The sequence below is a fragment of the Aliikangiella aequoris genome, from assembly GCF_053709105.1.
In genome coordinates, this window is sequence record NZ_CM132298.1 from 244,264 (window position 1) to 263,162 (window position 18,899).

Annotated in this window: 15 protein-coding genes; 9 read left to right on the plus strand and 6 right to left on the minus strand. The window is 40.0% G+C overall.

The features are described 5' to 3' along the window. Positions 1 to 4: 4 nt before the first annotated feature. Complete coding sequence (locus tag ACUR5C_RS01175) at positions 5 to 901, plus strand: spermidine synthase (protein ID WP_454466486.1); 897 nt, start codon at positions 5 to 7, stop codon at positions 899 to 901. A gap of 53 nt (positions 902 to 954) precedes the next feature. Here the strand turns inward: ACUR5C_RS01175 and ACUR5C_RS01180 are convergent, their stop codons facing one another. Then, complete coding sequence (locus ACUR5C_RS01180) at positions 955 to 1,572, minus strand: arylesterase (protein WP_454466487.1); 618 nt, start codon at positions 1,570 to 1,572, stop codon at positions 955 to 957. 148 nt (positions 1,573 to 1,720) lie between these two features. On the opposite strand from ACUR5C_RS01180, the gene ACUR5C_RS01185 reads away from it, so the two are divergent. Beyond that, positions 1,721 to 2,095 (plus strand): hypothetical protein, encoded by a 375-nt coding sequence (locus ACUR5C_RS01185; protein WP_454466488.1) that lies wholly within the window; start codon positions 1,721 to 1,723, stop codon positions 2,093 to 2,095. A gap of 92 nt (positions 2,096 to 2,187) precedes the next feature. Here ACUR5C_RS01185 and ACUR5C_RS01190 read toward each other — a convergent pair whose 3' ends face one another. Further along, positions 2,188 to 2,559, minus strand: a complete 372-nt coding sequence (locus ACUR5C_RS01190; protein WP_454466489.1) for a VOC family protein — start codon at positions 2,557 to 2,559, stop codon at positions 2,188 to 2,190. Between the two features lie 196 nt (positions 2,560 to 2,755). On the opposite strand from ACUR5C_RS01190, the gene ACUR5C_RS01195 reads away from it, so the two are divergent. Next, positions 2,756 to 3,292: a hypothetical protein gene (locus ACUR5C_RS01195; RefSeq protein WP_454466490.1), complete on the plus strand. Its 537-nt coding sequence runs from the start codon at positions 2,756 to 2,758 to the stop codon at positions 3,290 to 3,292. A 542-nt stretch (positions 3,293 to 3,834) separates the two neighbouring features. Here the strand turns inward: ACUR5C_RS01195 and ACUR5C_RS01200 are convergent. After that, positions 3,835 to 4,896: a Kelch repeat-containing protein gene (locus ACUR5C_RS01200; RefSeq protein ID WP_454466491.1), complete on the minus strand. Its 1,062-nt coding sequence runs from the start codon at positions 4,894 to 4,896 to the stop codon at positions 3,835 to 3,837. A 187-nt stretch (positions 4,897 to 5,083) separates the two neighbouring features. Further along, positions 5,084 to 7,255, minus strand: coding sequence for a winged helix-turn-helix domain-containing protein (locus tag ACUR5C_RS01205; RefSeq protein ID WP_454466492.1), 2,172 nt, complete (start codon positions 7,253 to 7,255; stop codon positions 5,084 to 5,086). A 300-nt stretch (positions 7,256 to 7,555) separates the two neighbouring features. On the opposite strand from ACUR5C_RS01205, the gene ACUR5C_RS01210 reads away from it, so the two are divergent. Further along, entirely contained in the window at positions 7,556 to 8,893 is a 1,338-nt protein-coding gene (locus tag ACUR5C_RS01210; protein WP_454466493.1) for a M24 family metallopeptidase, read from the plus strand. An 82-nt stretch (positions 8,894 to 8,975) separates the two neighbouring features. Here ACUR5C_RS01210 and tesB read toward each other — a convergent pair whose 3' ends face one another. After that, positions 8,976 to 9,836, minus strand: coding sequence for an acyl-CoA thioesterase II (tesB, locus tag ACUR5C_RS01215; RefSeq protein ID WP_454466494.1), 861 nt, complete (start codon positions 9,834 to 9,836; stop codon positions 8,976 to 8,978). 260 nt (positions 9,837 to 10,096) lie between these two features. Here tesB and ACUR5C_RS01220 point away from each other — a divergent pair, with 260 nt between their 5' ends. From ACUR5C_RS01220 to ACUR5C_RS01240, 5 genes are all read left to right on the plus strand, one after another. Further along, the gene (locus ACUR5C_RS01220; RefSeq protein ID WP_454466495.1) at positions 10,097 to 10,579 is read left to right on the plus strand and encodes a GNAT family N-acetyltransferase; all 483 of its coding nucleotides are present in this window, start codon (positions 10,097 to 10,099) and stop codon (positions 10,577 to 10,579) included. Positions 10,580 to 10,638: 59 nt separating this feature from the next. Next, entirely contained in the window at positions 10,639 to 12,528 is a 1,890-nt protein-coding gene (locus ACUR5C_RS01225) for a PhoX family protein (RefSeq protein WP_454466497.1), read from the plus strand. A gap of 94 nt (positions 12,529 to 12,622) precedes the next feature. Further along, complete coding sequence (locus ACUR5C_RS01230; protein WP_454466498.1) at positions 12,623 to 14,872, plus strand: TonB-dependent receptor plug domain-containing protein; 2,250 nt, start codon at positions 12,623 to 12,625, stop codon at positions 14,870 to 14,872. A 7-nt stretch (positions 14,873 to 14,879) separates the two neighbouring features. Beyond that, entirely contained in the window at positions 14,880 to 15,452 is a 573-nt protein-coding gene (locus tag ACUR5C_RS01235) for a YfiR family protein (RefSeq protein WP_454466499.1), read from the plus strand. A 9-nt stretch (positions 15,453 to 15,461) separates the two neighbouring features. Then, the gene (locus tag ACUR5C_RS01240; protein ID WP_454466500.1) at positions 15,462 to 17,645 is read left to right on the plus strand and encodes an ATP-binding protein; all 2,184 of its coding nucleotides are present in this window, start codon (positions 15,462 to 15,464) and stop codon (positions 17,643 to 17,645) included. A 15-nt stretch (positions 17,646 to 17,660) separates the two neighbouring features. Here ACUR5C_RS01240 and ACUR5C_RS01245 read toward each other — a convergent pair whose 3' ends face one another. Beyond that, a complete protein-coding gene (locus ACUR5C_RS01245) occupies positions 17,661 to 18,728 on the minus strand; it encodes a saccharopine dehydrogenase family protein (RefSeq protein WP_454466501.1) in 1,068 nt (355 codons plus the stop codon). Between the last annotated feature and the right edge of the window lie 171 nt (positions 18,729 to 18,899).

Here is an 18,899-nt window from a genome sequence, read left to right on the forward strand (position 1 = left end):
TATAATGAAAAAATTGAGTTTAATGGTTGCTTTGTCTGCTCTTTTTGCCGTCTTTAGTTGTGACGAATTAGCCGCCAAGCAAATTGAAAAAAAACGCTCAATTTACCGTAATGTCATCATTGTTGAAGAGGATGGAGAGCGCTGTATGCGCTTTGAAACTCGCCGCAAAAAAATTACTAATCAAGCCTGTATTGATTTACAGGATGATGATCGTTTGGTATTTGAGTATTCGCATGGCGTATTAGCAGGATATGCACTACAACCAGAGCCAAAGCGAATTCTTATTTTAGGTTTGGGCGGTGGAGTTCTGTCCCGCACTATGCACCAAATTTCCCCACAAGCAGAAATTGTTTCGGTAGATATTGATCCTGTCGTGGTAGATTTAGCCAAACAATATTTTAATTACCAAGAAAATGACCAGGTAAAAACAGAAATTAAAGATGGTCGAGTTTATGTTAAGCGAGCACTTCTAAAAAAACAAAAATTTGACTGGATTATTCTAGATGCGTTTAATGGTGACTATATTCCTGAGCACTTAATGACGAAAGAGTTTTTAATGGAAGTTAAAGCGCTTTTATCGACTAATGGCATACTTACTGCGAATACTTTTAGTAATAGTGCTTTGTTTAATTATGAGTCGGTAACCTATCAAAGCGTGTTTAAACAGCTGTATATTTTTCAAGCTCCTACCAAAGGCAATCGGGTTATTTTTGGTTGTAACTGTGAAGATTTCTCAAGTTTTCCCGCTTTAGCTCCAAAATTAGTCGAAGCATTCAAGCATTACGGTATCGATGTTGCCAAAGTTTATCAGCGCATTAATAACACCGTAAACTGGGACACAGAAAGCGAGATATTAACCGATCAATATTCACCTGCGAATTTGCTAAAGTCAGAAGATTAATGCTTGCTCACTGAGTGTGCGCCAATGATTTTAATCATAAATTTAAATTATTACTAAAGTGCGCCTGCTTGTTCGAGAATGTCTTTTATTCCTTGAGCAAACTGGTAATAACCTTGGTTGTTAAGGTGAATTAAGTCAGATTTATACTGCCTTTTTTTAAGTAAGTTTGACAGGAGCTCTCCCTCGTAGGTTACATTAAATTGCTCTGCGAGCTCAGCATAAAAACTTGCTGCATTTGAGAAAAGCTTTTTTTCCGGAACTCCGATTAGAATCACGGTAATATTTTTTGCTTGTGCCGTTCTAATCATTGTTGCCAAGTTTTGTTTGGTTGTTGCTACGGGGTGGTTGCGTAATATATCGTTACCGCCTTCCATTAAAATGAGATAATCCGGTTGGTGTTTTTCTAAAAGTTCAGGCAACCGCATTACGCCTTCACTGGTGGTCTCGCCTGAAACACCGGCATTAATTACAGGTATTTCAATTAGAGATTCTAGAACCTGTGGATAAGCATGGCCTTTCGCCGCACCAATACCGTAGGTAAGGCTATCGCCAAATGCGAGTATTTTTGATTGCTTGGTAAGCTTGGGAAGTTCTGGAGTTGGACTACAGCCTACAACACAAAAACTAACAATGAGAATAGAAAATAGGTAATATTTGAGTGGCAATTTCATTATAAATTCCTGTGGTAGCCTTCGATCTAATGGCATTTTTTTAAGCTAACAATAAGACAATATTTATGCGAGATAGAGTGGTTATCATTAAACGCTTTACTTATAATCAATTTAACGACATTGATATCATACAAAATAAGGACTCTGAATGAAACTTAGTACCATTATAAACAGCCTAGTCGCGATCTTTTTTAGCCTTAGTAGTGCATCCTTGTTTGCAAAATCGGATAAAGAACATCAATTTTCTGAGCCGGTCGCTGCTTTACATAAAGTGCTTGCTCCGCTGTGGCACGCAGAGTCAGGCAAAGAGCGTCAAGGTAATACCTGTGACAATATTTTAACAATGACAAAACTGTCTGCTGAAATTGACGCGAGTGAGAAATTACTGAAGACTTTAAATGACTTAGACTTAACTTGTAATGGCACCATCAGCGCATTCGATGCGCAGTTTCATATAGTTCATGATGCATTTCATGAGATAGTTGATCGAGAAAAAGCCCAAAAACTGCAAAAAGCACAGTAAATAATTTAAGCCAGCAGCGGCAGTTAAGCCAAGTGACTTAATTGTGCTGCTGGCTTTAAGCTACTTTCTAAAAGTGGCAAGCTTCTCAGTTGTTAGTTTTCGGAATAAAGCCCTATTTTGTTACCTTCCGTATCAATAAATTGAGCAAAATAGCCGCATTCACCTTCACCGATTGGTGTTTTAGGTATTACGATAGTGTGACCAAGCTGTTCAATCTTAGTCACAACTAATCCAAGATCTTCGCCGGCATTTAAATAGCTAATACTTCCTTCTTGGCTAGGTGTATACCCTTCGCCAAGTACTAAAGCGCCTGATACTAGCTCGGGTTGGGTGTCAAATATTGCATAGTCACAACCAATCATTCGTTCGCATTTAAAGCCAATATTAAAAATGGATTGATAAAAGTCCATTGCACGTTTTAAGTCGGTGACTGGAATTTCAGCCCAAGTGATAAAATGCTGCATAGCAGTTCTCCTTTACTGTGATTGTTAATCAAGGTTTTGGTTAAGTTTATTTTGGGGCGCAACTGAATAATAAATGAGTACTACTGACAACATGGTGTCAGTAGTGTTTTAATAGCTGGGACTATTTTATTTTTGCTTAGAATTTAGTGAATTCTTCGCTACACAAGCTTTCACTTCATCGGTTTTAAGGAACACTATGACAAACAAGCAGCAAGCTGAAGACAGTGCTGATTTAGATGCTAATGAGCCGCGCGCTCATCACTACGTAATGGCTCATATTGCGCTCAAGCAAATTGCTGAGCAAGATCCACACTACTTTTTTGGCGTTTTAGGTTCAGATAAAAAGCGCCAACTGATTCGTCATTTATTAGACCAAGTAGAAGCTTCTCACCCCGAGGAAGCGCCTTTTCTGAGTGAATTTGACTTTAACGTCTATCCATTAAGAATTGGAAGCCACCCGCTGGTCATAGTTGAAATGCCTGCGCCAGAATGCGCCAGTGAGTGCTTTTATATTGGTGTTGTTGCCAATATTGATTTATCGCAGCCGGACTTAGAAGAAGCTCAGCCTGAAATTGCTTACTTTACTTTAGAGCTTGGTATTGATGAAAACCAAACGACCGCTTTTTTCTGTCAGTGGGATGATCAAACGCACTTAAATTTAGGTGAAATTACTGCTGAGGTCAGCGTTGCAAACTTTGAGACACTGATTTCACAACGAATAAACCCTAATTAATCTGGGTAAAAAAGCCCGGCGGGGAGCCGGGCGTTGAAAATCATAACCATTCTAGGATGGGGTCGACGAAGGTTATGACTTATACACACATTATCTGCGCTTTATCTTTCAGGCTTTTACGATAGCAAGACTGTCTGACTAGCCCTGTCACTCAGCACTGGAACTGAAAGATTAAAAACTCTGACATTGTGTATATCCTGCTTGCAAGTAAGTAATAAGAGTTCGCGAAACAGACGTTGAACTTCAATATTTGGCGACTGTGAGCTTAACGAAAGCGAATAAGTCCATGATAAACACAGTGCATTGTCCTTAAGATCATAAATCTTTAAGGTTGGCTTACCTTGATCTAAATAGGCTTCAATTTGATATCCCATTCTGTCCTCCGTATTACTGACGCAATGATAAAAAGAGAGTAAATTGTCATCAGAAGTATAATACGATGAAACGTTTTCTAATGCAAATGATAATTGTTATCATTTGTGGCGATGGAGTTTTTGCGGGCTAATACCATTGAAAGCGTGATTAGCCCGTTGAATATTTTGCTAAGACCCAGGAATAAATTTAAATGCTTTGTTAGATTCTTTAGTCGTAGCCGCATCGGACTCTAAGTTGTAATAGCCGCCGAAAACATAAATTGCCTCTCCAACGGTGACGGCAACTGCGCCAGAGGTAAAAAACGGCATATTTCCAACCAGTTCCCAATCATTAGACGCAAGGTTGTACCTTTCTATAGTTTTAATAAATTTTGCGGGGGGTATTAAGCCCCCAAGAGCGTAAAGCTTGTTGTCTAAAACGCTGTGGGCAGCGCAAGCTCTTGCCGTGGTAAGTTCTCCGCCAAATTCCCAGCCGTCAAGTTCAATGTCATAGATTTCAGTAGTGCTGAGTGCAAAAGAGTCTGTACTACGGATCCCTGGAGCACGACCAGCGGCGACAACGATTTTATTATCAATCACCCCGCTAACACTGCAGTTGCGCGCCACCATGAGAGGGGCAAGCTGAGAATCAGATAGGCTATTTAATGCTAAGTCATAGGTTTGGTGTAAGGTAAGTGAGTTAGAGTTATCGTTGTTATAATTCCAACCACCTATCAAGTGAACATTTTGATTTACTTTTTGGGTGGCTGAGGAAAATTTATCTCCCGCCAAAAGAAATTTATCGGTCCATTGATCTGCTGAAGGGTCGTAAACTTGCACAGAGCGGCTTGCTTCGCCTCCCATTAAGTAAACTTTACCTTCATGGCTAATAGCGCTCAAACTATCGGTACCTTCTGGTAAGTCACTGCCAGTATTCCAAGAGTTTGTGGTTATGTTGTATATATAAAGTGATCGCTTGCTATCATATCCGCCTGCTAAATAAATCTTATCGCCAATATTGACTGCTGCAGAATGTGCGACTCCAGCTGGAATGTCTGCGAGTTCTTCCCAACCTGCGGGTAATTCTAGTGATGGCGGTGGTGGTGGCGGAGGTGGCACAGTGGGATCCTTTTCGCCGGAGCCGCCGCCACAAGCTGTAATTAAGAGTAAAAATAAACTCGTCGCAGAAAGTTTAAGCTGACTACTAAGAGCTTGCCGGGAAGTGAGTGGTTTTTGGCTAATACTTTTCAAAATAATATCTCTCCAGAAATAACATACTTAATTAAGTGTGAAGTGCTGTGGTTATTTGGAGAGGGTGCTTCAGTTACAATAATTGATCTATAATTGAAATATCCAAAAAATATCCAATTTATATTTATTTTAATATAAACAAAGTGTTATACGGTAAATGCTGCGTAGGAATAGACTAAAAAAGCGCTTATTTTTGCGCTGATTTCAGTAGTGTTGTTTGCATTAAGTCGGCGAATGACGAGTTTACGAGTTCGCTATAGAAGCTAAAACCATTCGGACCCTGACTTATTTGGGGGTACTCAACTAAAGTGCCTAATTGCAATGTTACTAGATTCGTCATTTCTCCCGTGTAGGGGTTAAATAGTTTTACTTCTTCAGCTTTTTCTCTATAAATTAATAGAATTTCTTGGTTGAACGGTGTCCAAGCAATCACTTTTTCTATATTAGGAATAGGAAAAGACTGACTATCATTGGCTTCTTTTGGGCTCCACAATTGAATTGCGTCGCTTGATTTAGTTGTGACTAGGAACTTATCACCACTTAGCATCTGCTTGATGTTGGTGGGTTCTTCTGGGCTAGTTGTCAGCTCAATCTGTCTATTTTGTATATCAAATTTAACAATCTCGCTGTTTTGATTGGAACGAGCGATTAAGTATAAATGCTCGCCAGACTCAGACCAAACTGGTCTACTCAAATGCCCAGCGTTTGCTAAGAGCTCCAAAACTTCCCCTGATTCCGCATCGATTAAACATAAGCCTACCGTTTTGTTCTGGCCACAATTACCAACAAAAGCCAGTAGGTCGCCTTGCTTAGACCAGTTTAAATGTTGAACTATGCCTTCAATTTGAGCCACCATTTTGGGTGATGCTCCACTTGAGTCAGCGATCCATATTTCGATTTTTCTCGCCCGTTGTGCAGTATAAGCAATTTTATTTGCGGCTTTTGAGTATACCGGAGAGCTGGCCATCCCCATTGAGTCTGTTAGTTTGAGCAAATTTGGCTGCTTACTATTAACCGTGATTAATGCCAGGCTTTGTCTATTTTCGAGTGAGCTAAACAACAATGTGTTTTGCAATACTTGTGGGGCGCTTCCTGTTATTCCGAGAGAGCTAATCGAGTTGTCTGCAAAACTAAATTTCCAGAGCGTACGCGAGTTCTGTTGAGTAATAGAGTAGATTAACGCATTTTCTAATGGTGACCATGTTAATCCATGAAATCCGAGATAGTTTGAATGGGTAAGGCGTTGAATTGAGCCATTTAAGTCGTTTAAGTAAATGTCTTTCGTACCATCTTTAGCGACTCTTACAAATGCAAGTGCTTTGCCGTTATCAACCCAAGTCGGCTGATAATCTACTAAGCTATTCTGGTCGCTTTGAATCAGAATTCGGCTTTTACCTGTATTTACATTGGTTAAATAAATTCCCAGGCCTGAATCGCCAAAACGAGTCACGGCTATTGTGTTTCCGGTTGGCGACCAGGCCAGAATAGGGGTCGTTATTCTCGCGCAAGAAGTCAATTTAGTATGATTTGCTGACTTGATTGAATAAATCCAAACAGAGCATCCGCCACTTGTAGAGTTTGCACTATAGGCAATTTTTTCGCTATCAGGGCTCCAGGAAAGCGAAAATACGTCGTTATTGGGGTGAGAAATTTTAACTGGTGATTGAGTACTGGGCGTAGTTTCGTTGATAAACAAGCTACCAACGCCTGCATTTTTCCACCAGGCGAATGCTAGCATGCTGCCATTTGGAGACAGTTGCCCTATGTATTCTTTACCTTTATAAGTCGTTAGTGGTTTTATATTTCTGGTATCCCAGTGAGCCTTAGTCGAAGCTATTTTAGGTAGGTTAAAGGCATTTTGTTTGAAGTTTTGGTTGGTTATAAACAAAGCAAAGCTGACTAGCGCAATTAAGCAGATAATCCATATTGACTTGAATCTGTTAATTTTAAAAATAGATAAAGCCGTTGTTAACGCTTGGGAATGTCGCGATGTTAATGGATTATCGTGGGTTTTTGATGCAGGTAAAACCCTAGTTTGAGCAATAATTCTAAAACCTTTTTTAGGAATTGTTTGCAGGTATTTTGGTGAGTCGGCTTTATCTTCTAAGCTGTTTCTAATGCTCCATATAGCATTATTTATGGCTTGCTCGGAAATCGCATGATTACCCTGCCAGACTTGTTGCGTTAAGTCGTCCCTTGAAATAGTGTTTGGTGCATTGCGTAATAAAGTGATTAAAACTTCCATCACTTTAGGACGAATCGATTTAGTTTGATCCTTGCGGCGAATCGTTAAGGTATTTTCATCGACAATCCAGTCATCTAATAGATAAATGGTTTTTGTAGACTTCAGTTCGGTCATTAAATGGATCTTAGCTTTCGGAAGCAATGCTTACTTATTTGATTTTTAATAGTTTATTACAAAGCACTGACTAATAGCTAGCGATGAAATTAACAGAATGTTCAATCTATTGTGTTTAGAAAGGCTATGTTGATGGGTTGGGTAAACAGAAAAGCAAGTGACCTCGATTCAATTTTTTGAAGTGTTATAACACTTAGTTACAACTCACTATACTGATCCTTGGTAAAAATATTGCTAAGGTCGAGAATTAATCCGCTAACCACTGCTTCTTTAGTGTTTGAATAAAAAGGTTATTTTACTATGAAAGTTAAAGTTTTAGCTCAGCAAATTTTCGCAAATTTATTGCTGTTAATGGTTTTTGGCATATTGATTAGTCCGCATACGTTTGCCAAAGAGGCTAATGGGTTAGTTCGACCTTGGGATGAAATTAGAAAGCTAAGAATTAACCAATTATTGCCTAATGCGCTGAAAACAGCAGGTGTTGATCTATGGCTGATCATTTGTCGTGAAAATAATAACGATCCATTAGCAGAGCATGTAGGCTGTGAAAACGCTGGCGCCCCCGCGGCTTATTTATTCTACTTTGATAAAAATAACCATTTTCAATCAATGGCTTTTTCACCTTCGAGTGAATCGACTGCGTTAGCAGAGCTGGGCGTTGTTGATAAAGTAAAATCGGTTCCTCGAGGAGAGTCAGCGGTTGAGCAAGCGGCCAAATTTATTAAAGCGAGTGATTTTAAAACGATTGCGGTTAATTCCTCTAAAACTAATGCTCAAGCTGATGGCTTGAGCTATTCGCAGCGCATTAATTTGGAGGCATTATTAGGTAAACAGTTGAGTCAGCGTTTGGTTTCTTCTGAAACGGTTATTTATGAGTGGCTTTCGATTAAACTACCACAAGAAGTTGAAATTTTGCGCGAAGCAGCCGCTCTAACCGCTCAATGGCAGTTAGAAGCATACCAAATGGTTATTCCCGGAAAGACTACTGACGCTGAAGTAGCGGCGTTTTTAAAAGCAAAAATGAAGGCCTATGGGGTTACAGATGGTTGGGCTCCTGATCAAAACCCCAATGTTAATTCGGGGGCTGATAGAGGCCATTCGCATGCGACCAATAAAGTGATTCAACCTGGAGATGTTATACAAATAGATTTTGGTATTAAGCTATACGATCGCTGGGTAAGCGATATACAGCGTTTTGCTTATGTCTTAAAGCCAGGTGAAAAAAGCGCGCCTGCAGATATTCAACACTATTGGGAAAGTGCTAAGGAAGGAGGACAGGCTGCGTTTAAAGCAATGCGCCCTGGGGCGCTTGGAATCGAAGTTGACGCAGCGCAAAGTGAAGTCATGAAAAAGAATAATTCTGCACCAGTTATGTGGAGCACAGGGCACCCGGTCGGTTATGTCGCTCATGATACTGGACCTAACTTAGGTGGTTCGCGGGGTGCTACAGTTCGGCCAGCAGCACATAAAGCGTTAAAGTCAGGAATGGTATTTGCCTTTGATGGTTTTCACAGTTGGCGGTTAGCAAATGGTGGAATGAAAACAATATCAGTTGAAGAAATGGCGGTGATTACCGATTTTGGGGCAGAGTATTTAACTCCGCCTCAACAACAGCTTATTTTAATTCCTTCAAAGTAGTTAGCTAAGCCAAGCGGATTGCAAAAAACATCTTGGCTTAAGTTGAGATGTTTTTTAGCTTGCTTAAAATTACCACTAGAGCCTATTTCTTTTTACGCATCACACCCTCTTGGGCCGTACTTGCAACTAATCTTCCATTGCGATCGAAAAAGCGGCCACGAACAAAGCCTCGGTCGTTACTTGCCGATGGACTTTCTATTTCGTGTAGCAGCCAATCATCGAATCGAAACTCTCGGTGAAACCACATGCTATGGTCAATGGTGGCCATTTGAAATTGCGGTAGCATAAAAGAAACTTTATGGGGTTGCCCAGCAACGGGCAAAAATGCAAAGTCAGAAGCATAAGCTAAAAGGTATTTATGCACTCTTAGGTCGTCGGGCAGAGGGCCATTAGCTTTCATCCAAATATGTCTTTTGGGTGGCGCTTTTTCAGGCTTTAGTGGATTAAAGAATTCAACCGGTCTAATTTCTATTGGTTTTTCGCAAAGTACTAAATGGCGTATTTTTTCCGGAATATGCTCAGCAAATTCTTGAGCAATGTCTAACTCCGACTTTAGCTCTTCTGGTGCTGTTACTTGAGGCATTTCTGATTGGTGGTCAAACCCACCGCTAGACTCATGAAAAGAAGCGGTTAAGAAAAAGATTCTTTTACCATTTTGAATCGCTTTGACGCGTCGTGTAGAAATGCTTCCACCGTCGCGAATGTTTTCAACATCATAGACAATGGGTTTAGTGGCATCGCCTGGGCGCAGAAAGTAGCAATGAAAAGAGTGCGCCTTACGTGCAGGATCTATGGTTCGCTTGGCAGCAGACAAAGCTTGTCCAATGACCTGTCCGCCAAATACATGGCCAAGTGCTATATCTTGACTATTACCGCGGTATAAACCTTGTTCAATCGTTTCTAAACTTAAGAGGTCGAGTAGTTGGCTCAATACTTGCGACATTTAACTTCCTTTTTTAGTAGACTTTTTGCTCGTTTAGCAAAGGTCAGATGAGTTCTAATAGGGGTAATTGTAATCGATTTCATTGACTTGCGTTAAATATTTGAACTGCTATTGTGGTTGCCAATATAAGAAATAGTCATGTGCAATATAAAAATACCTTGGTCTATTGGTATTATGCAAGTCTTGATTTAGCGTTAGGCGGTTGCGTCTTAAGTTAACTTCAATTTAGTTTGTGAGAACTGTGGATTAGGGGGGTTAGTATGTCTCATGTGCAAATTCGAACTGCTACCAAGCAAGATTTAGCGACTTTGCTTGCTTTTGAGCAGGGGATTATCGAGTTTGAAAGAGCTTTCGATTGCACTTTAGGTGAAAACCCCATTAGCTATTATAATTTGGCTGAAATTATCGATGAGTCTAAGGCTTTAGTTTTAGTTGCTGAAGTGACTACACCTGAAAATAAACAGCGCATTGTTGCTTCTGGTTTTGCCCAAATAAGACAAGCTAAGCCTTTTTTGGATCATGATTTTTATGTGTATTGTGGCTTTATGTACGTGGAGCCTGATTTTCGCGGCCAAGGAATAAACGCGCGTATTATGCAGAAAATTACCCAGTGGGGAAAAGCACAAGGTGTTAATGAAATGCGGCTGACCGTTTACAGTGAGAATACGGCAGCCATAAAAGCCTATCAAAAAGTTGGTATGCAACAGCACCTCATTGAAATGCGAATGTCACTTGATGATTAAGACAATATCTATCAGGTCAAATAATTATTTATTTAACAAAAATTTTAAAAGCGAATCAAATGCCTACAAGTAAAGCACCAGTAACTAGCTTTAATCAATTATTAGAAAACCACTTATCCCGTCGTCAACTATTAAAAGCAGGGGCTGCTATGGGCACTGTCGGTTTAGCAAGTAGTTGCTCAACTGCGGCTTTCAGTGATCACGCTAATCAAGTTGCTGCGTTTAAGTCAGTTTTTAAAGAGGTTGCCCAGGGGTTAGACGAAAATCTAAATGTTGCCGAAGATTATCAAGCGCAAGTATTGCTAAGATGGGGTGATCCCATATTTGAACATGCGCCCGCGTTTGATCCCAATAATCAGAGCGAGCAAAGTCAGTTGAAGCAGTTTGGGTTTAATAATGACTATATTGGCTTCGTACCTTTACCTTTAGGTAGTAACAATTCAGAGCACGGCATTCTCGTGGTTAATCACGAATATACCGATGCTACTGCTATGTTTGCTGATGTGACTAGCGATTTAGAGCTCAGCTTAGCGCAAACTAAAGTGGATATTGCCGCGCACGGACTTAGCGTGGTGGAAGTTAAACGCCACAAGGAAGAATGGCAGGTTGTACTAAACTCAAAATATAACCGGCGAATTACCCCTCACACACCGATGCGCTTGGTTGGGCCCGCCGCTGGCAGTAACCGTTTAAAAACTAAGTTGTCTGAAGATGGGATTCATACTTTGGGTACTTATGCTAACTGCGCGGGAGGCTTAACTCCGTGGGGAACAGTATTAACTGCTGAAGAAAATATCGATGATTGTTTTGGTGGCTATAGTGACTCATTGGCAGAGGCGGAGAATTACCGACGCTTTGGACTGGCGAAGAAACCAATTAAAAGTTGGTATAAACATTTTTCTCGTTGGGATTTGCGCCAAAACCCCAACGAAGCTTTGCACATGGGATGGATTGTAGAAATTGATCCTTTTGATCCAAGCTCAGTTCCGGTAAAGCATACTGCCTTGGGACGGTTCAAACATGAAGGCTGTAACCTGCATATTAATTACGATGGACGCGTGGTGGCTTATTCTGGCGACGATCAGAAATTTGAATATATCTATCGGTTTGTGAGCGAAGACAAGTATCGGCCGCAACAAACCCTAGAAGCGCGTCGAGCCAACCGTCAACTTTTAAGTAAAGGCACTTTATCGGTGGCTCGGTTTAGCGATAATGATGAGTTAAGGTGGTTGCCCTTAGTTTATGGTGAAGGGCCTTTAAATGTTAAAAATGGATTTAAAAGTCAGGCAGATGTAGTGCTTGATTGTCGTAAAGCGGCAGATTTAGTTGGAGCGACACCCATGGACAGGCCGGAAGATATAGAGGTGAATCCAAGTAACGGAAAAGTCTATGCAATGCTGACTAAAAACAGCTCGCGTCAACCAGAAGGAACTAACCAAGCCAACCCTCGCTCAAATAACCGAGCCGGCCATATTCTAGAATTGAGCCCTCCACAGGGCGATCATTGTGCCGAGATTTTTAGTTGGAATATTTTTATTTTGGCAGGAGACCCTACTAAAAACGTGACCTTTTATCATCCTGAAACAACCAACAATGGCTGGTTTGCTTGCCCTGATAACTGCACTTTTGATACTCAAGGAAACTTGTGGGTTGCCACAGATAGTAAAAATGCGTTTGGTATTGCAGATGGATTATGGCGAGTGGGTACTGCCAATGGTGTGCAAGGACTTAGCCAACGTTTTTTAAGCGCACCCATTGGAGCAGAAGTTTGTGGGCCTTGTTTCACTCCCGATAACACCAGTTTGTTTTGCTCAATTCAACACCCTAGTGAAGGTGATCAATATGCTAATCCTGCGACGCGCTGGCCTGATTTTGATCGTCGAATGCCGCCAAGGCCTTCCGTTGTGGTGGTCACTCATAAACAGGCTAAGCCGATTGCGCAGTCGTAATTAAATTAGGGAAAGTCGGCATGCGCTCCCACTATGGATTAAAGTGCTATATCTGATATGATTGAGAAACCCACATGACTTTAGGTAATGGTGCATGAGCGCGATTTTTAGCAGTAGCCACAACACTCTAAGCTTAAGAGTTGTCTCTATTTTCTTCACCCTTTCATTTGCCCCGTTAACAATTGCCGATAGTGAAGACTCCGCTGACTATTTTGCTTTAAGTTTAGAGAGTTTAGCCAATATTAAAGTGGTTACTTCATCGCGCCGCGAGCAAAGTGTGAGTGAGTCTTACGCTAATATTCAGGTTATTACTAAAGAAATGATTAGTAGTAGGGGCTACCGAAATATTATTGAAATGCTAGAAGACCTACCGGGGTTTGATTTTTCTATGTATGAAGACGGTGGCGGAGAGTATTCAGGGCACTTCCTTAATCGCGGTATAGGTGGTGATAATGGCAATACTCGACTTTTAGTGATGATCGATGGGTTGGTGCAAAATCATATTTCATATAATTGGTCTCAAGGGTTAACAGACGAACAAATCTTAGCTGACATTGAGCGAATTGAGGTTGTTCAAGGTCCTGGTTCTTCATTGTATGGCGCCAATGCTGTTTCTGGCATCGTACATATCATTACTAAAAAAAACTACCAAGGAAGCCATCTTAAATTACGCTTGGGCGAAAATAATACGCGACAACTTGAAGCGGTCTTTGGTAAAAAGTTTGGTGATGTTAACTTACAGCTTAGCTTAAAAACCATGAACAGTGATGGCGATAGTGGTAAGGGGCGCTATGATCCTGGAAACTATTTTAAAGATAATGTTTATCCGCAAATTCTACTCGCTGACTATGATGCGAATAATAATTTTGTGACCAATACCGCTCACCCTATGAGCGGAATGCTGATTCCAGATGGATATAATAACGCCAAAGAAAATTTTTCGGTTCGTTTTAAAGTTGAGTCGGATACCACCCAAGCAGGCATTCAGTATTGGAAACGTCGCAACGGTTTAAGCAATTATGTAGTTGCATACGAATATGCCGCCACTGAGGAAGATTTCATATCACATCATAGTGGCTTAACTATTTTTATGAAAAATCAAAATCAATTAATACCCCAGCGACTGACTTGGAAAACAGATCTTTGGTTTCGTTTAGATAAACAAGAAGCCGACACAGGGTTTGAATATCTTTACCGGTTTTATGACCTTAAAAAATCTTATCATAGTGCGAGTAGTCAAATCGGTTTGGAAAATCAATTTGATTTTAATTTAGAAAATAATAAAACGCTAACCTTAGGCGCTAGATTGCTAGGCAATAGGCAAACAGACCAGGTGATTTCGTTAGGTGCAATTCAGCGTGGAAACGAATCGACGACAACTTCTTCATGGGATATCGCGGTTAACGCGGGAGGATTAAATCAACCTAAAATCAATGAAGTTTTTGATGAAACCGAAGCGGCAATTTATGCGATTTTAGACGGTGAAATTAATCCAGAGTTATCTTATTCCATTGGTACACGCTATAGTAATGGTAGTGATTATGGCGCAACACATACCCCTAGAGCAGGATTAATTTACAACCCTGAAAATAGTTGGTTATTTAAAGTTTTATATGGTTCAGCTTTTCGTCAGCCGTCACTATTTGAATTAAATGATGAATTTCGTGGTAATGAAAATTTAGGGCCAGAAAAAGTCAAAACGCTTGAGTTTGAGACGGTAAAAAAAATAAACTCTAATAGTCAGGTAAAAGTTAATCTATTTTATTCAACTTTAGAAGATAGCATTGGTTTAATTGAAGATAATTCTCGGGCTGGCGGTGAGCGTTACGACAATATTAACTCATTAAAAGTCCGAGGTATCACTGCTCGATTTGATATTCAAGTCGAGCGTAACTTATCTATCTACACTAATTATCACTTTCAGCAAGGCCTCGAAAATAACCAGGGTTGGGGAAAGGTGAGTCATACCGCCGAACATAAATTCAATTTAGGTGGCGATTGGCAACCCTTAGATGAGCTCTTTAATATTAACTTTAGAGTCAATTATGTGGGTAAGCGGGCAGTTCCTGCGACTAACCGCTACTTTGACGGCAGTGCGCCTAGTTATTTTAAAGCTGATGTTGTTTTAACATGGCGGCAATTGTGGGGATTTAAAAATTTAACTGGGCAAGTCGGTGTAAACAACTTATTTGATGAAAGTTATTATGGTGTTGGGCGGCAAGCAGGCTCAAGCTTAAAATCTGAATATCACCCTTTAAATAACCCCGACCCGCTTGGTTTTATTCCACCATATCATCCGCAGCCTGGTCGTATGTTAAATGCATCTTTAATGCTAGATCTATAGAGTCCTTATGAGACTAGCTAAAACTATTAATACATTCCGCAGCTATTTTGCAATCGTTATGTTGAGTCTTTGTCAGCATCAAGTTGCAGCTGCGCAAAGTGCCCCCCAGGAAAAAGTCGATACGGTTAAAATAAAAAAAATAAAAGCGGCTTATTTGTATAACTTTATTAAATATATCGAACTTCCCGCCAATCCAATATTAAATGATGCCGAGGTATTTACCGTTTGTGTGCTGGGTAAAAACACCTTAGGCAGCGCATTAGAAGAATTGTCTGGAAAGCTCGCAAAGTCTAAGCCAGTGAAAATAGCGATTGTAAGTCATCCTTCTCAAGCAAGCTTGTGTCATTTGGTTTTTGTTAGTCGTACTGAGGAGCATCATATTCGTTCGGTCATCCGTTCGCTTAATCAACGCGCTATCTTAAGTGTGAGTGATATTAACGACTTTGCTTCGCTGGGCGGAATAATAGGGTTTAAGCAAGAAGCGCAACGCATGAAAATAGAAATAAACTTAAAGCAAGCCAAACTTTCGGGTATAAAAATAAGTGCTCTACTCCTTGAAGTCGCCACGATTATTAATTAGGTGATAGATTTGATATTTAAAAATGCATCAATAAAAACAAAAATTACTACAGCAGTGCTTACTATCAGCGCCTTTTGTTTAATTTTGGCGCTAAGCGTATTTGTTTATATTAATCACAAAGATGAGCAACAAACTGCCATTAACAATGTTTCGGTTTTGGCAAAATTAGTAGGAGATCGAAGCGAAGCGGCATTAACATTTAATGATAAAAATCTAGCGATTGAAAATCTAAGCTCGCTTAGTCTCTATCCCGGCATTTTCTATGCGTGTCTCTATGATCAAGAGTACCAACTTTTTGCTGAATATATTAGAAATGAAAGTCGACAACAAGGCTGTAAAGAGAGTCTATCACCCACTACTAAAAACCTTATTTCAAATCAAATTACGGTAGTCGAACAAATTAAATTATCTGATGAAGTGATAGGTAGCGTATTAATTAATGCCAGTTTACAGTTAGTTGAAGAGCATCTGTCTCGCTATTTGTTAATTGCTTTAGTTACCGGTGTAGCCATAACAGTATTTGCCTTTATTTTTGCTACCTCATTAACTCGTCTTCTGTCTAGGCCTTTGCTTGAGTTATCTAGCGTGGCAAAAGAAGTATCTGAGAATAAAGATTACACTATTCGAGCGAAAAAGTTTGGTAAAGATGAAATAGGGGCCTTAGTTGATTCATTTAATAATATGTTAACGACAATTGATGAACAAAATAGAGTGCTGCTAGATACAACTCAAAAGGCAAATCAAGCCAATGAAATAAAAAGTCAGTTTTTAGCGAATATGAGTCATGAATTACGTACCCCTATTAATGGCGTGCTTGGCATGAATGATTTATTAATGGGAACAAACTTAACTGCAGAACAAATGGAGTATGCGCAACTCACAACTCAATGTAGTAATGTATTGCTTGATACCGTCAATCAAATTTTAGATCTGGCTTCAATTGAAAGTGTTGGATTAAATTTGAAAAACGAGGCGGTAGATATGCTGCCGTATATTGATGATATTGCCCAACTATTTAGTGCTCAAATTGCTAACATGAAACTTGAGCTGAATATTAATATTGATAAGAGTCTTCCTCAAAAGCTTATATTTGATCCCTTTCGGTTGCGCCAGGTATTTATAAATTTAATTACTAATGCAATTAAATTTACTAAAAAAGGTGGGGCTGAAGTCCGTATAGGGTTTTACCAGAATCGTTTAAAAGTCTCGATTGAAGATACCGGTATAGGCGTACCCGAAGAAGCACGAGAACGTGTATTTGAATCTTTTCAGCAGGTAGATAACTCGTCAACTCGACCATTTGGCGGAACCGGCTTAGGCCTAAGTATTTGTAAAGAAATTTGCTCAGCCATGAGTGGTAAAATATCGGTAACAGCAGCTCAGAAAGGGGGCTCAATTTTTAGCTTTGAAGTAGAAGCAATGCAAGCTGCTTATGAAACCATTCAAGAGCCAGATTTATTTGATAAAAAGCGCATTCTTATTGTTTCTGATGAAAGCTTAGTTTCACATTGGTTTGAGTCGATTGCAGTTGATTATGGCTCTGAATACACTTTAGTAAAAAGCAATGCTTTTAGAGAAATGGAATTGAGCGCTTATGATTGTATTTTAGTTGACTCAAACACTAGCTTAGTTTGTTTTACTAATTTGTTGCGGAGTATTGGTGACTTACCTTGTCAGATAATTTGGTATACTTGGTTTGGTGAAGATTTGCCTGCAGAATATAAAAATAAAGCAATAACCATTTATAAGCCTGCTACTTTACTCAGCTTAATTGAGCTTTCTGAGGTGCCTGTTTCTTCTGCAGGTCGCAAATTATCACAGCGCCAGAAATATCGCTTACTCTTAGCTGAAGATAATGAAATAAATAGAAAAACTTTTCAACTTCAACTACACAAAGCAGGGTTTCGCATAGATTGCGTTAGCAATGGGCAAGAAGCTCTAGAAGCCGTTCTGTCTGAATCTTATGACCTAATCTTAATGGATGTTCAAATGCCGGTGCTAGATGGAATTAGCGCAAGCAAAGCGATTAATGCAGAGCTAGCAGATAAAGCGCCAACGATTATTGGTTTGTCGGCGCATGTAATGCAAGATCAAATTGATAGTGCACTTAGTGCAGGTATGAAAGACTATTTATGTAAACCAATTAAAGAGCGAGATCTTATTAGTAAACTTGATTCGCTGTTGCATATATAATCAACTGGTTAAGACTTAGTTTAGCCACTCTAGTTCGGAAACATTTGGCAAACTGAAAATAAAATCACTTCCCATTAATAACGAAGGTGTCGTTGAACCCGCTGGTATAAGATCTGTAGTAAGTAAATAATCAATGATTGCGAGTGGTGCAGAAACCGTGACATCGTAGCCATTAGGCGTTTGCAAGCGTGCACAAGCCGATTCGCTATTCTGGTTCCAGACTTTCCCCCATATCACGCTTCGCTGTTGTGCTCGTTTTTCTGCATCTGGGCCTTTCACGCGTTTTTCAATATCTAGCTTAAGTTTATTCTGCATCCATTTTGAACGAAAAAGTGGTTTTAGCCAAAGTGATTTTTTAACCCGCTTTAATGTCGCAGCCGACGCAGGGATATAAACATCAATATTGGGAATTTGAGTTGAGTAATAAGCCGTACTTACATCACCCCAAGAAATATTCATTGTGAGTAGAGCACCATTTTTTGTACCAAAGTCTATTGTTTGGGTACGAATTTTCACTGGCTTAATTTTTCCCTCCAAACGTACTTTAGGTTTTAAGCCAAGGGCTTCAACGGTTGTTTTAGCGGTACCTGGGCTCATCATAGTGCCTCCAGAAAATGCTAACGACAGATGGGTAGCGGTAGGTAGTTTTTGCTTCAAAATCGCAGCTAAGCAATCTGTAGGAACTACATCGAAGCCTACACCGGGGCAAACGAGAAGATTTTGCTTGATTGCTTGGGCGTTAACAGTGTCACTATGAGCATACTCGAAAACGTCAATTTCGCCAGTTATGTCTAGGTAGTGAGTTTGCGCTTTTAAGCAAGCATTAAGCATTGGCTTGCTGGTAGCAGAAAAAGGGCCTGCACAATGGAGTAAAATATCAATGTCTTGCAGCGCCTTAAGCATATTTGCTTCATTATCGAGAGAGAAAACTCGATAGTCTAAATTTAACTGCTGAGCTATTTGCGATACTTTTGCTTGGTCACGCCCAGCTAAAACGGGTTTTAAACCGCGTTTTAGCGCTTCTTGCGTAATTAACATTGCGCTGTAGCCTGTCGCGCCGTATATCATCCACTGCTTTGCCATTGAAAACCTTTAAATTAGTAAGCTATTAAAAGCTTCAATTTAGCATAAACTAGCGTTCACCCGCTAAAATTATTCAAACCTATTGCGGGTCGATAAAATCGCACCGCGAAATTTTTACTCATTGTAAACAAGTTATTGTTATTTGGTGCATTTCAGCTAGTCTTAATACAC